Below are 14,552 nucleotides of genomic sequence, written 5' to 3' on the forward strand. Positions count from 1 at the left end.
CCTCATTTATGCCTGTATGTGATCGGCTTGAACGTCTTTATTTTTTCTTCGATTTTTGCGATTGCGACGTTTGATCCCTATATCGTCAAACCAAGCATATACGACAGGAATCAAAACCAATGTAATCAAAGTGGAGAAACTCAATCCAAAAGCGACAACAATCGCCATTGGCGCCTGCGCTTCGCTTCCTTCTCCTCCCCCAAACGCTAACGGTAAAATCGCTAAGATGGTAGCGAGCGTCGTCATGAGAATGGGACGAAGTCGGATCGGACCCGCTTGTAAGATTGCTTCTCTTGTTTCTAATCCATCTTTTTTCAAGTGATTCACAAAGTCGATAAGGATAATCGCATTGTTTACAACGATCCCGATCAACAGAATATACCCGATGATCGCCATAACACTCATGGAATGTCCCGTTACTAATAATCCTAACACTACGCCAATAATTGTCGGCGGAATGGAGAACATAATAACGAACGGCGTCATTAACGATTCAAACTGCCCGGCCATAACCATATATACAAGCACAATAGCAAGAATCATTGCCAAACCTAGACTAGCAAACGATTCCATCATTTGTTGATCATCCCCGCCATAGTGAATGTTGTAACCGTCTGGTAGATTAATTTTGTCCAAACTGGCCCTAACATCATTCGTCACTGAACCTAAATCTCGACCCGCGATATCGCTTGTTATTTGAACTTCACGCGTTTGATGAGATCGCTGAATCGCTTGCGGAACTTCTTTTCTAATAATATCCGCTACAGAGGATAAAGCTACATTCGCTCCTTGCGGTGTTGTAATCCGATAACGCTCAAGGTTACGTTTATCTTGTTGCAGCGCGGTCGGCATTTTTAATCGCACATCGAACTCATCATTTCCTGTACGGTAAGTCGTTACATCTTCCCCGCCAAAACCAGTTCGCACCGCTGAAATAATTTGGCCTGTGCTTAAACCATATTGACTTGCTCGTTGCGAATCAACAATAACTTGGTACTCCTCTTGGACACCATCCATCGATGTTTTAACATTGAAGGCCCCTTCAACTTGTTGCATCTCAGCAGCCATGATGCCCGAAATATCTTGTAGCACATCAAGATCATCGCCACGAAGATTCACCTGGATCGGCGCTCCACCCATGCCATCCATAGCAGATGATTCTTCTACTGTAATTTTAGCATCAGGAATAAAGTTTACCTTTTTTCTCGTCTCAAGAACAATCTCCTCCGTTGAGCGCTTGCGTTCATTCAACGGTTTCATAATGAGCGTAACTCGACCTAAATTGGCCGTGTTCACAGAGAAGCCATCCGGTCCTCCTCCGGAACCAATAGATGTATACATCATATCCAATTCAGGAATATCTTTGGTTACCTCTTCGATTTGAGCGACAGCTTTTGCTGTTTCTTCTAGAACTGTTCCAGTCGGCATTTCAACAGAAACGGAAAACTGACCTTCGTCCATTTTCGGAATAAATTCCATCCCTACGAAAGGAAACAGCGCAAGTGAGCCAACGAGTGTTCCAATCGTAATCGCCAACACTGTTTTTCTTTTGTTTAAAGCCCACTCTAAGATACGTCCATAAAATTTAGATAAACGCTCAAACCCTCGATTAAACCAGACCACTGGATTCTTGCCTTTATATTCGCCATGATACAATGATTCGTCGGGTATTTTATCTAACCAACGAGACCCTAACATAGGCACCAGCATCATGGAAACGACCAAGGCCGCAACGTGAGAAAAGATAACCGTTAAGGCTAAAGGTCCAAATAATTCAGCCGCAATTCCATCAACGAAAATGATCGGTAAAAATACAACGATTTGGGCTAATGCAGAAGCCATAACCGCATTTCCCACTTGTTTTGACCCTTCAACAGCTGCTTCTAACACGCCCTTGCCCAGCTGCCTTTGTCGGTAGATATTTTCTAAAATAACAACGGCAAAGTCAACGAGTGATCCCAATCCCAGCAAAATCCCGCTGAGCGAAATTAAGTTGATTGTTTGCCCAGAAAAATACATCATGGAAAACGTAGCCACAACCGAAATTGGAATAACGATCGACACGACAAGCGTCGAACGAGCGCTATTTAAAAACAGATAAAGGATGATAACAGCGAATGCCAGTCCTAAAATACCATGTTCGGTCACGGATTTGATCGAATCTTTGATCATATCCGAGTTATCTACAATGACCGTCACATTCATACCTTCCGGTAATTCAGTTTTTAGTTTTTCGATCTCTTTCATCACATGATTCGCTACGTCAACAGTATTCCCGCCTGACGCTTTCGTCACAGTCAACCCTAAACTAGGCTCTCCATTAAAGTACGCCAACTGCGTCACTTCATGATGAGTGTCTTCAATAGACGCAATATCGCGTAGATAAATCGATCCGCCTGGGATTGTAATTGGGGTATTGCCAATTGATTTTACCTGTTCGTATTCCCCTTCAACGCGAATTTGGAATTTTTGATCGCCTTCTCGAATCGAACCAGCTGAACCGGCTAAGTTCATCGCTCCGAACGATTGCCTCACTTGATCAAGTGTAATGCCATACGTTTGCAGTTTCGAAGGATCTACCGTGACCTCAATAACACGGTCGTTTCCACCGCTAATACCAACGGACGCAACACCATCGATCCGTTCTAAACGTGGTTTGATATCATCATCGGCAATTGCTTTCAATTCCGTGATATCCCCGTCTCCAGCAAGCGCCATCGTAATTACAGGTTCGGCATTCGGGTCAAATTTTAAGATACGCGGACTATTCGCCGAATCCGGTAACGAGCCCCGTACCATATCCACCTTATCCCTCATATCGAGGGTCGCCTGATCAATATCGACGCCCCAATTAAATTGAACGATTACTTGAGACGACCCCGATATTGAATTAGAGGAAACGGTATCGACATTTGAGACAGATGCGAGCGCCTCCTCAATTGGTCTTGTGACCAACGTCTCCACTTCTGCGGGGGTCCCGCCGTCGACACTCGTTACAACGACCGCTACCGGTAAATTTAATTCTGGATAAAGATCGACTGCCATCTTTGGAAAAGAAACAAAACCAAAGATTAACATCGCAATCATGATCATTAACACAGTAACCGGTCTGCGAATCGAAAATTGTGATAAATTCATATCTACTGCTCCCTTCCTCTATCGTTCTCTACAATTCTTTCTAAATATTCTTGCAGCAATTGTAGAGATGAATACATCTCGCTTAATTGCGACTCAGTTAATTCCTCACGAAGCCCGTTAAAGAAGATGGTGAAGTAGTCTTCTTTTAAAACAGGGTATTGTTCACCCAATTGATTATAATCTTGCGACAAAGACACGCGGACCACGCGGCGGTCGTTCTCATCTCGTTTTCGAACGACGATTTTATTTCGTTCTAGGCGATCGATCACCCCTGATACGGTGCTATTGGATAGGTCTAGCGCTTTAGATAATTGCCCGATTGTTTTCGGTCCTAAATTCAGTTCCCCAATCACAACAGCCTGAGGGACTGTAATTCCATTTTTCATTAATTCGCGCGACATTAAGGAAAATATAAATTTATTTGTTTTTAATAACAATTCTGTAATTTCATTAATCGCGGCCATGTACTCCTCTCCTCTATCTTAATCTCCCCTTTAATTCACTCCCGAAATATTTCGCATCACGAAATAATATTACACTTCGTCCCTTCAACAGTCAACCCTAAAACTCGCGCGAATTCTTATTGAAAAAGAACAGATTTAATTGTATAAAAATCAGAGGAGGAATCGATTGCAGTAGGGAAGTTAATTAGAATGAAAAAATAAAACAACCCCCTGCTATCAAGCAGGGGGCGTATCTATAAGGAGCCGATTTAATATTCCGTATCTAGGTGATCAATCGCGTCTTTTAGGCCATTTAATCCTTTTTCTTTAGGATGGCGAATATCAGCCTTATGCAATAGCGTGTACGCCTCATTGATCAAGTCATATCGCCAATCAGCAAATTCAATCGCGTTTCGCGCATCCTCCTCCCTCACAACGATAAATCCTTGCTCGTGAAGTTTTTCTAGTTGGGATTTGCTAATGATTTTCTCGATCTCGGACAAGCGCTCTAATTGCTTTTCCACAGCGTGACCCCCTTCTTTTCAGTTATAAGTAATTTTATCACAAAACATACGGTTATAAAGGTTTTTAGAATGGAAATAATAGCTTATCCAAAAAGAGCAGAAAAAAACGTCCTTAAGGACGTTTTATCTAAATAAACCTGGAGCAATAATAAATACAACCCAACCTAAAAAGGAAAGAGTAGGAATAGCGGCTATGAGTATGATCTCCCAAAGACGAGGATAATCGTTATTCAACTGACCGACCTCCTTTAACTCTTTCTTTTATATATATTCATGTAAGCGCTTTAATTGAACTGGAATAATAAAATAAAAAAGTCTTCAGATATAATCCTAAAGACTTTTCACTCAATTATAGAAAAAATCCGTTCGTTACTCCATTTAGAATAACAAACGGATTCCACAGACGATCCAATCTTAACTTATTTTCACTTTGCGGTATCTTGGTTTATTTTGAACCTTTTCAGTTAATTCCTTTTTCCAGTCTAAGAATTCGTAACTAAGCAATAATGATTCATCACGGGGCCTTTGGAACGGTACACGTATAATGTCCTTTATTTCTGCTGGGTTAGTCGATAGAATCACAATTTTATCTGATAAAAACAACGCTTCTTCAATATCATGGGTAATGAAGAAAATCGATTGTTCAGATGCCTCCCACGTCTCCATCAGCCATTTTTGCATATCAAGTCTTGTAAATGCATCAAGGGCAGAGAATGGCTCGTCTAACAACATGATTGGTTGTGGACTAAGTAAGGCGCGAATGAATGCAACCCGTTGCCGCATCCCCCCCGATAATTGGTGTGGATACGCATTCAGTCGGTGGCCAAGCCCTGCTTTTTCTAACAATAATTTTTGCTTGTTCCGTATCCTTTTTCCCAGATAACTCTTGTCCAAGTAACGCATTCTCCAGGACGGAACGCCAAGCAAACAACGATGCTTGTTGCGGCATGTAACTAATGTAACCCGTTTTATTCGTAATTCTCTTCTCATCGAGATAGATGTCCCCGTCATCTGGCGATAGTAGCCCACCAATTAAATTAAATAACGTGCTTTTCCCACTGCCTGATGGACCGAGTAAAGAAACAAATTCTCCCTTTTGAATGTCAATCGATATATCTTTCAAGACGAGCTGCCCACTAAAAGATTTGCTTATATTTTTTAGGGTTAGTGTCATGCTTCTCTCTCCTCCCTATTCCACCGAATGAGTAACCGCTCTATTAATACGATCAATGAGAAAAATGCCAAACTTAGTATCATCGCAAAAATAATTGCAACAAACACACGTGGCGTTCGATATGAAGAGGAGGCCAATGTCATAAAAACACCGATCCCTTTTTGCGCGCCTAACCACTCGGCGACGACTCCGGTCATCACACTGTATGTTGCCGCAATCTTAATTCCAGAGAAGATGGAAGGCAGAGCATGCGGCCATTCTAATTTCGTAAATAACTGTGAGCGAGTGGCCCCCATCATCTTCATATAATGAAGCAACTCGCGGTCCGTCTGTTGCAATCCACTAAGTGTCGCAACGGCGATGGGAAAAAATGAGGTCATCGAAATGATAATAATTTTTGGTGTCGCGCCTAACCCAAACCAAATCAGCAACAAGGGAGCCAACACGACAGTCGGAATGTTTTGCGACAATATTAAAAACGGGTAGATCGTTTCACGAACACGATCAAAATGGTGCAGCAACGTCGCGCTCGTGATCCCGATCGTTGTACCAATACTAAAACCGACTAAAACGAGTTCGATTGTTGAATACACATGTGGTAAAAAAGTAGGCAACACTTCTTTCATTTCCATAGCAATCAAAGACGGGGCCGGCAAGATCCACGTTTCGATGTTAAAGAAACGCGCTGCCCACTCCCAAATAGCGATAAAAATAAGTAACGCGAGCGCCGGTCGCCAACTTCGGAGCAAAAGACCTCGATTCGTCATTGCAATCTACACTACCTTTTCACGTTCTCAATAAATTGATTTGTAAATGCTTTTGCCGCATCGATTTCTTGATCAATAATCCCTTCATTAAACAAGAAGTCAGCATAGGATTTCCAGCGGATTTCCTCTTGAATCCCCCATTGTTCCGAATCATCCTGATAACGCGGAGACAACCAAGCTTGAGACGCTTTAACCAATTCAGGATCTAGGTCGGGTTCTGCAGCGATCAGAATTTCAGCCGCTTCTTCAGGATGCTCAATTGCAAATTCATACCCTTTCGCCGTTGCTTCGATAAATGCTTGCGCCTTCTCTGGTTCGTTTGCAATTACTGTTTCATTAGTAATAATGACGGGAGAATAAGAATTTAGTTCTTCCGCATAATCAACCGGATTTACAAAATTCATTTCCAGCCCTCGAAGCTCTGCCGCAATCCCTTGCCAAGCATAATAAATATGAATAAAGTCAACATGGTGTTCCATCGCAGTTAACAGATCTGTTGTACCAAGTCGAACAAATTCCAATTGGTCACTGTCTGCTCCCGCTCGTTTCATCACCATCTTGATCATCGGTTCAGCAATACTGCCTCCACCTGTTCCAAACTTTTTACCGACAAAGTCTTTGGGTGTGCGGATCCCTCTATCTACAGGAGAGGTATAGCCTGATGTAGAATTCGCAATAACAGCAGCGACAGACACGATTGGCAATCCATTTGCCCTTGCTTCAGTGACTGCGCCCTGGGAACTAATCCCAAACTCTCCTTGATTTGAACCAACCAATTGATTAGCGCTTACCTCGCCAGGCAACAGGATTTCCACATCGACGCCTGCTTCTTCATAAAACCCTTTTTCACGAGCAACATAAATGCCAGTATGATTCGTGTTTGGCGTCCAATCGAGAAACATTTTGACTGATTTGTTTCCTTCTTCATTTCCTCCTGTTGTAGCTGACTCACTGCCGCACGCTGCCACAACCACCAATGCGAGACTAACCGATAAAACCTTCAATAAACGCTTCATGTTTACTCTCCTTTGTTGTTTAACACTATTTATTTATGTTTTCAATAAAACTGACTTCTGAAGGGTTGACTCGTAATAATAGGTAAATACCGATCAAGCTCTTCCGCATATTCGTTTGTTTCTATAAAATTTAACTCAACTCCTCTCACCTCCGCCTCAATGCCTGTCCATGCGCCGCTTCATTACAAGGTTAACCATCGATTTTTCTAATAACTGCGAAAAAATGAACCCGCGCAACTCCTTTGGGCTCAGCAAGCGAATTCATAGGTCCTTGTACAATATGGATGTTAAACCTCTGTTCTGAGCTGTCTACCCTGTTTTCTCTCGATCGATCGGAAAAATTTCAAAAAAAAATCCTTCTCTAATCAATCTTTCTAAAGACTAGTGAAGGAAGTTAACTGATAAAATATATGAACAAAAATACATTCAAAATTTTACAGTTCTACTTCCCTCCGCTGGTCTTAACCAGTTCAGGTTCAAAGGGTGCTTAAAATACATTAATCTCAGCCCGAGGGCGCCCCTAGTAGAATATTTATTCAATTTGTTCCATTTTATCAAAGAAATTGGTTTAGTCAAACGAATTTCGACAAGACTCGATGCTTCTTAGCTATCCCTTACTCGGAAAGGAGTATAATAAATTGTATTTTCTATCATAACTACCTTCAATTTAAATGAAATCATTGTCCATTCGTGAGTATTAGAAAAAATACGAGCATTAAAGTGGAGAACGACTCATTTTCAATGCGGTTAGGACAGCGCCAGAGTTTTACCCAGCCTAAAAAATATATGTATAGCGAGTCCCGCGCCCACAAAAAGAAAAACCCTCAATACCAACGGTATCAAGGGTTTCCTCGTTTAATAATGCACCATATATTGATCGCGTTCCCACTGATGAATCTGTGTGCGGAACACAGTTGATCAATAAAACACAGAAAAATAAGGAGCGAAAACCTTGATATATCAGCGTTTGGTGGAATGTGTCCTTAAAACAAAACAAAGATAAAGATAGTTCTCGTGGGCAAATTGTGGGCGCGTTTGTGGGCAAAACCTGGTCGTATAAGACCGGGCTTTTTTCTTCTTATCAAGGAAGGAACTGATAAGAAGAACATTTCACGCTTCACCTAACCCTTATGGACTAAGTAAGCGATATATTCCTACTATGGTACAATAATATAAATATTTAATATGGAGGATCACAAGTGCCAACATACATAGCTAAATACTTCACTATAATCGATAGGGAACCTAAGAAGGGTTATGTATCTTTTTACTGTGAAAGCGATCAGGAAGTTGAAATTCTTGCCGAAGCAAAAATTGCGGCCTCTGATGAAGAAAATACAATCCCTAGTGAAATTAATATCATATCTTTGAGTGTTAAATAAATAATCCCCACCACTCAATTGATATGCTCCCAATATAGTAGACAGAGAAATATTAAAAGTTCTCAACTACTATACTGGGGGCATTTTCTATGTCTAAAAGAATGAGTGCACATGCATTAAATATAAGGATAGAAGCCGTTTTAAGCGTGCTTGATGGGAAAAAGTCGGTTACCACAGTTGCGAAAGAATATGAAGTAGATAAAACGACAATTAAATCTTGGATTCACAAGTATGAAACAGATGGTGTGGATGGATTAAAAGAAGCAAAGACATGGAAAAAGTATTCGAGTGAGCTTAAAAGAACCGCGGTTGAATTTTACCTTAATGGAGGAGGAAGCCAGAGAGCAACATGTAAGAAATTCAATATTTCAGACCCTTTTGTTTTACGGCAGTGGATAAAGCTTTATACTAGTGGAAAAGAGATAAAATCCACTGGTAAAGGAAGAGAAATGATGAAAAAGGGCCGTAAAACTACACTTCAAGAGCGTATTGAAATTGTACAATATACCATCGCTAACGAACATGATTATCATAAGGCTGCGCAAAAGTACCAAGTTTCTTACCAACAAGTATATAGCTGGGTTCGTAAATACGAAAAAGGTGGAGAACAGGATCTTCAGGATCGTCGTGGTAAATCTTTCGAATCCAAACCTACTCTTACTGAAGAAGAGAAACTACAACTTCGTATTAAAGCGTTAGAACATCGCAATCAGTATTTAGAGGCGGAGAATGGCTTATTAAAAAAGTTGAAGGAAATCGAAAGGGGGATGGGACTGCGCGATTAGGTAAACATTTGGCTAAGTTTCAAGCAATCCATGATTACCACGCGGAGACAAAAACACCAATTGTTGTACTCTGTCAAATTTTAAATGTATCACGGTCTGGATACTACAAATGGGTAAAACATCAACCGACAGACCAACAAAAAGAAAATGACTGGTTGATGGGAAAAGTGAAAGAAGAATTCAAGCGATATAAGGGTACCTTCGGCTATCGTCGTATTACGATGGTAATCAATCGCAAATACAAGAAGAGCTATAACAAGAAGAGAATTCGTCGTCTCATGATTCAAATGGGCTTAAAATCGCATATTCGTCGTTCCAATGGCTATTCAACAAAGACAAGCTTTGTTAATATTGAGGACAATATTTTAAACCGAGAATTTACAGCAGGGAAGCCGAATGAAAAATGGGTAACAGATATCACGCATATGACATATCTCTTTGGCAACAAGGCTTATTTAAGCGCCATTAAAGACCTGTATGACGGCTCAATTATCGCTTATCAAGTAGGACGCTTCAATGACAATCCACTAGTTATGAATACATTGAAAGCAGCGATCGAAGCGAATCCTGGAGCAACTCCGCTTATTCACAGCGACCGCGGTTCACAGTATACATCCAAAGAATATCGTTACATTACAACAGAAGCTGGTATGACTCGAAGCATGTCACGTGTTGGTAACTGCATCGATAATGCGCCAATGGAGAGTTTCTTTGGCCACTTTAAATGTGAATGTTATGATCTAAAGAATTACAAAACCTACGAGGAATTAAAGAAGGATATTGACGAATACATTCGATTTTATAACGAAGAACGATATCAAGAAAAATTGAACAGCCTGGCACCATTAGAATTTCGGCACCAGGCTGCGGCGTAAATCTTTTATTTTTTCACTGTCTACCTGCCAGGGAGCATATCAAATTAAGGGAAGTGGGGATTATTTTATATAAATCGTTCGAACACGAACGAGGGGACAATACATCTTATTCAGCTGACAACGTTTTGTGAACGACACTGTGTTTAACCCTCCGCTGACAATCAACAGAGGGTTAATGGAAGAGAATAACTTATGCCATTCATGATGTTAATTTATTATACCCCCACCCATATGTAATTATTCACAAAAAACAGCCCCACCATCCATTAAAGGACAGTGGGGTATAAATATATAAGCAATTCATAAGCCGAGGAACTAATACATGTTATTCGATTCATTATACATCGTGAATAAAAAGACCCCTTCGCTCATAGAAGAACGAAAGGGTAGAGGCGACGAAGAGGATTTAATATGAGCATTCATTGTATTCTATTCCTAACTAAAGGAGAATGACACATAGGCTCTTACTGCGTTGGTTGATTGCTTGCCTTTCTTAATTCGTTAGCTAACCGATTGAATTCATCTTTACTCGCTTTGTCAGGAGCGATGTTCCAGCTTGCTCCTAAGTAGGCGATGATTTTGTTTGCGTCTTCTGGATTCATTTTATACTTCCCCTCCTTTGACAACTTACTTAACCCCATCACCTCCGCGATTCCTTCCGCTGTGGCTTTCACTAGTCGGTCAATAAACGCTGAATCCTTTAATAACGCCGCTTCATTAGCGTTGGAGATAAAGCCGTACTCTAATAACACCGCTGGCATGACGGTTTGTCTCAACACTTGCAAGTTAGCTTTCTTTTGTCCGCGGTCCCGAACGCCTACAGAAGCATATACCGCAGACACCTTTGAATGGATCACATTCTGAATTGCGGCAGTTCGACCTCCGTTGATTGAATCGTGGATGTAGCTTTCAAATCCATTAGAGTTCGGGTCATGGAAAGAGTTAATGTGCAAGCTTACAAATACATCTACTTTATGCTGGTTGGCTGCCATAGCCCTTTCACTAAGTAAGAGAAAGACATCCCTTGTCCTTGTATACCTTACATCTGCTCCCATAGCGGATAGTAACTTACCGACCCGCAATGTTAAATCAAGCACAATGTCTTTCTCTTGGATTCCGTGCCCGATCGCCCCAGGATCGCGGCCGCCATGCCCAGCATCCAACATAATGATTGGTTTCTTCATGCTCCCACTCTCCTTGTCATATTTCGTTAAATCATATCTTTCGATTAGATCATTTAGTTTCACTGGATAATTAACATCTGTCGCATATCCCGCATCCTTGACCGCCTGTATAGCCTTTCGATAATCAGTCTGATCAAGGACCGCAGCGTATCTATTAAACGACTCCCAGCCTGTACCATGCGTGTATTTGTGGCATAGGTCGATGACGGAACCCTCATATGATTCGTATTTGCGAAAGTCAGCATTGATATAGTAGACCTCTCCATCTGGTCGTTGTTCTGCTGTGGATTTCGTGTAAACGGGACCATCCCAACCTGATCCCTTCTTAATCCCGAATAAGTTGTTCGCGTTAACAGCTAGGTCCGATTTACCCCATGCGCTCTCCAGGATGCTCTGCGCTAAAATCAAAGACGGCAAAACCCCGCTTGCTTGGCCGTGTTTAATTGCAAACGGGGCGAGTTTATTGATAAAGTCCATTAAGCATCATCCTCTTTCAGATACTTCTCTTTTTCCTGGATCCTTTTCGTCGCGCGGGCTATTTTATGCTCAATCTCATCTGAAACCGTGTTTAGCGCCCATTCAGGCACCCACTTACCCCAGCCAGCACGCACAATGTTCGCGGTCATGCTCTTCCAAATATGCAAAGCGAATGCCGCAGTCAAGAAACCGAATACAATACCTGGTGTACCTAGAATCTGATCAATTAAGTGGCCCATCGCTGGGGCCAGCAGGAGGAACACCGCTCTAAATGCTCCCTTTATGCCGTATTCAGAAGCATACGAACCGTCGATCTTAGATGCTCGATACCCGCCGATCCAATCCAATGCAATAAGCATGAGGTAAAAAAGTATTGCTGAGTAACGAATCGGATCGTCACCGTATAAAAAGTGAAATGCAGAAACTAAAAAGGCACCGATTGCTCCCGATGCCGTAAAAAGAAATTGATTTTTCATGTTACACCCGCTTTCTGAAAAAATAAAAAGATTACCTCGATAATTCTGGAGATAATCTTTTTGGTAAGGATTTTTAAGTTATAGTAGTCAAATCTAATGTATCTTCGAAAGGTTTAAATTCATTGTAGATATCATCAACATATTTAATACCTTTTAAATCTAATGTATCTTCTAGCTTTACAATCTCTGTGATTTGTATATCTGAAGAATAGTAAGTTATTTGTTTAACTGTGCTGTTTTCAAGATCATATAAGAACACATTCCCTCCAATGCTAACTGTCCCCATTCCAAAGCCGATAATGCAAGCTACGTACCTATCATTAATCCAGATTGCATATTTTGGAATCTCGTCATTTTCTTTATCGGGAGGTATAATTTCCTTGATTTCCCCGATAATAAGATCCATTAAATAAAGGCTGCCTGGAACCTCCCATTCTAGTGGAGAGATAAAAATTGCTTTTTCTTTATTGGGCGATACTTCTGGCTTCGACACAGAGCTATAGGGCAAACATTTTCTTTGAGTGTTTGGTTCAATTACATAAATTAGCCTCTCGTCATCATCAAATTCAAGTTTAAGCATATTCATCACCCCTGTCTGGTAAATTACCATTTTCTAAGACGTGTTTCAAATCCGGATATTTATAAACAATTGACTCAATCGAAGATAGAGGAAATAGAATAGTTTTGAAATTGTAATTTATCTCTATTCGTTTGAAAAAGTCAATCATACCTGCCGTAGGGTCAACTGGAATTACCAAAACCCAAAAATCAGGATGGTGTTGCGCTGCTTTTGAAATCTCATTGAAAATTACATTCTGAGAAGGCATTCTCTTCCACTTCTTACATTGGAAGATCCAATCCCTTTCGTAACCAAGATTGAATGGAAGTTCTTCGTAAGTTGTAGCAACGATATCCCGCCCTGCATCACCTCCCCCTTTTCCCATCCATTGCAAATTTCTGAACCCCTCAAATCCTAATGAGTAATAGACAAACTTTTCAAAGTTTCGTGCATCTATTTTTCCCCAATCAATCATTTTAATCACCCTTTATGCCCTTAAGTACACTTTTAATTATATCACTTTAGGAAAGCTGGTGATTACTTGTGTAATTATGTGTTGACAAAATGAAAAGAACACCCCGAAGGACGTTCCAATTTTATACAAAAAACTCTCATGTACAGATCGTATAGCTAAACATGTCCCATGAATTTCAAGACATCTTGCGTTATACTCATAACCACAACTTTATCAAGGTCAGTATCCATTTCTATACATTCAATAATTTCTTTTTTAATTAATCCTAACCTTTCCAGTTTCTCATCAACATATCTAATATAGTGGGTCATATCCTCTGTGATTTCAAAGCTTCTCTTCTTCCCTTTTGAATAATCGTATAAAAAGGTAAGCCTTTTAATATCAATCATTCGTAATTCACTTATAATATCAAATAGCGTTATAACTTTATCCTCATCTTTAATTTCTTCTTTGACACAATTCTCAAAACCTAAAATATAATATTCCGCTTTATCATCCTCTTCATCCATAAAAATCTTTTGCAGTGTCATGCAACCTATTTTTTCACAAAAATATTCATAATCTTCTATAGATATCAAATTTAGAATATCTTTAATACGAGGTTCTATTAAATTTAACCTTTTTTCAAACTGTTTGTTTTTAATAAATTGAAAAAAACTACCAACATATGGAAGTCCCTCGACTGGTAAATTATCGATAGCTCTATCTATTAAATCCTTCGCTGACTTCATTGACTTCATCCTCCCTTCCCTAGATATTACAATAAAAAAAGAAATTAGACATACAAATACACCTTTTTAGTCTTCTCCTTGTTACACATTAGGTTCCAATTATTCACCAGTAGGCGGTTGATAATCCCTTGCCAAAAACTCTACCCCACTATCTAGTAAGTAATCATATACTTGCGGCTTTAACACAGGCGGTACGTCCTCAAAACCTAACTTATCCAAAATCACTCTTTGCGCTAATAGTAATGCTATCAATTCTTCATCATCTCCTAATAATTTTATTAAAATGTGTATTAAAAAACGGACAATCATAAGTGCATTGCTAAAATAATTTCAGCAAGTACATCCTCATGAAAGTCCGCCTTATCAGCTAACGCTTTGTTTTGAGCCTTTAAAACTGCGTTTTCAGCTTCGAGTTCCGCTAATTTGTCAACGGGGTCAGGCGGGTTCTCAATCGCTTCTATTTCTTCGGGAGTTGCTCCCTCTACCCACATACCATTTTCGTATTTTGCTTTATAAAACTCATCTGTGAGCCCGCGATATTGCTCG

Annotated in this window: 15 protein-coding genes, 1 pseudogene and 1 riboswitch; of the genes and pseudogenes, 2 read left to right on the plus strand and 14 right to left on the minus strand. The window is 40.3% G+C overall.

Going from position 1 to position 14,552, the window contains the following annotated elements; all coding sequences use genetic code 11:
* Nucleotides 1-6: 6 nt before the first annotated feature.
* The 7 genes from BEP19_RS06095 to BEP19_RS06125 all read right to left on the minus strand — a co-directional run bounded on the left by BEP19_RS06095 (nt 7) and on the right by BEP19_RS06125 (nt 7,062).
* Nucleotides 7-3,138 carry an efflux RND transporter permease subunit gene (locus BEP19_RS06095; protein WP_120188951.1) on the minus strand — a complete coding sequence of 1,044 codons (3,132 nt, stop codon included), beginning with the start codon at nt 3,136-3,138 and terminating at the stop codon, nt 7-9.
* Between the two features lie 2 nt (nt 3,139-3,140).
* The gene (locus BEP19_RS06100; RefSeq protein WP_120188952.1) at nt 3,141-3,602 is read right to left on the minus strand and encodes a MarR family winged helix-turn-helix transcriptional regulator; all 462 of its coding nucleotides are present in this window, start codon (nt 3,600-3,602) and stop codon (nt 3,141-3,143) included.
* A 248-nt stretch (nt 3,603-3,850) separates the two neighbouring features.
* Nucleotides 3,851-4,105 (minus strand): hypothetical protein, encoded by a 255-nt coding sequence (locus tag BEP19_RS06105; protein WP_120188953.1) that lies wholly within the window; start codon nt 4,103-4,105, stop codon nt 3,851-3,853.
* Nucleotides 4,106-4,519: 414 nt separating this feature from the next.
* Nucleotides 4,520-4,888: an ABC transporter ATP-binding protein gene (locus tag BEP19_RS18210; RefSeq protein ID WP_120188954.1), complete on the minus strand. Its 369-nt coding sequence runs from the start codon at nt 4,886-4,888 to the stop codon at nt 4,520-4,522.
* Nucleotides 4,851-5,279: an ATP-binding cassette domain-containing protein gene (locus BEP19_RS18215; protein ID WP_120188955.1), complete on the minus strand. Its 429-nt coding sequence runs from the start codon at nt 5,277-5,279 to the stop codon at nt 4,851-4,853. Before BEP19_RS18215 ends, BEP19_RS18210 begins: the two co-directional genes overlap by 38 nt.
* Entirely contained in the window at nt 5,276-6,046 is a 771-nt protein-coding gene (locus BEP19_RS06120; protein ID WP_120188956.1) for an ABC transporter permease, read from the minus strand. The genes BEP19_RS18215 and BEP19_RS06120 overlap by 4 nt, the downstream gene beginning before the upstream one ends.
* 11 nt (nt 6,047-6,057) lie before the next feature.
* The gene (locus tag BEP19_RS06125) at nt 6,058-7,062 is read right to left on the minus strand and encodes an ABC transporter substrate-binding protein (protein ID WP_120188957.1); all 1,005 of its coding nucleotides are present in this window, start codon (nt 7,060-7,062) and stop codon (nt 6,058-6,060) included.
* 430 nt (nt 7,063-7,492) lie between these two features.
* Nucleotides 7,493-7,594: riboswitch (TPP riboswitch) on the minus strand.
* A 667-nt stretch (nt 7,595-8,261) separates the two neighbouring features.
* Between BEP19_RS06125 and BEP19_RS06130 the strand changes: the two genes are divergently transcribed.
* Nucleotides 8,262-8,444: a hypothetical protein gene (locus BEP19_RS06130; RefSeq protein WP_120188958.1), complete on the plus strand. Its 183-nt coding sequence runs from the start codon at nt 8,262-8,264 to the stop codon at nt 8,442-8,444.
* An 89-nt stretch (nt 8,445-8,533) separates the two neighbouring features.
* Nucleotides 8,534-10,104, plus strand: a protein-coding gene (locus tag BEP19_RS06135) for an IS3 family transposase (protein WP_120188959.1) whose coding sequence is annotated in 2 segments (ribosomal slippage) — nt 8,534-9,197 and nt 9,197-10,104 — 1,572 coding nt in all. Because the reading frame shifts where the segments join, the coding sequence is not laid out codon by codon here.
* A 464-nt stretch (nt 10,105-10,568) separates the two neighbouring features.
* On the opposite strand, the gene BEP19_RS06140 is transcribed toward BEP19_RS06135, so the two are convergent.
* From BEP19_RS06140 to BEP19_RS17590, 7 genes and pseudogenes are all read right to left on the minus strand, one after another.
* Complete coding sequence (locus BEP19_RS06140; RefSeq protein WP_120188960.1) at nt 10,569-11,765, minus strand: N-acetylmuramoyl-L-alanine amidase; 1,197 nt, start codon at nt 11,763-11,765, stop codon at nt 10,569-10,571.
* Nucleotides 11,765-12,241 carry a phage holin family protein gene (locus tag BEP19_RS06145; RefSeq protein ID WP_120188961.1) on the minus strand — a complete coding sequence of 159 codons (477 nt, stop codon included), beginning with the start codon at nt 12,239-12,241 and terminating at the stop codon, nt 11,765-11,767. The genes BEP19_RS06140 and BEP19_RS06145 overlap by 1 nt, the downstream gene beginning before the upstream one ends.
* A gap of 73 nt (nt 12,242-12,314) precedes the next feature.
* Entirely contained in the window at nt 12,315-12,821 is a 507-nt protein-coding gene (locus tag BEP19_RS06150; protein ID WP_170145287.1) for a DUF4652 domain-containing protein, read from the minus strand.
* Nucleotides 12,814-13,275, minus strand: a complete 462-nt coding sequence (locus tag BEP19_RS06155; RefSeq protein ID WP_120188963.1) for a restriction endonuclease — start codon at nt 13,273-13,275, stop codon at nt 12,814-12,816. The genes BEP19_RS06150 and BEP19_RS06155 overlap by 8 nt, the downstream gene beginning before the upstream one ends.
* 155 nt (nt 13,276-13,430) lie before the next feature.
* Entirely contained in the window at nt 13,431-14,006 is a 576-nt protein-coding gene (locus BEP19_RS06160; RefSeq protein WP_120188964.1) for a hypothetical protein, read from the minus strand.
* Between the two features lie 99 nt (nt 14,007-14,105).
* Nucleotides 14,106-14,258, minus strand: a complete 153-nt coding sequence (locus BEP19_RS17585) for a hypothetical protein (RefSeq protein ID WP_170145288.1) — start codon at nt 14,256-14,258, stop codon at nt 14,106-14,108.
* 53 nt (nt 14,259-14,311) lie between these two features.
* Nucleotides 14,312-14,552: pseudogene (locus BEP19_RS17590) on the minus strand (hypothetical protein); the annotation flags it as partial.

Source organism: Ammoniphilus oxalaticus (assembly GCF_003609605.1).
In the GTDB taxonomy this organism is placed as follows: Bacteria; Bacillota; Bacilli; order Aneurinibacillales; family RAOX-1; genus Ammoniphilus; species Ammoniphilus oxalaticus.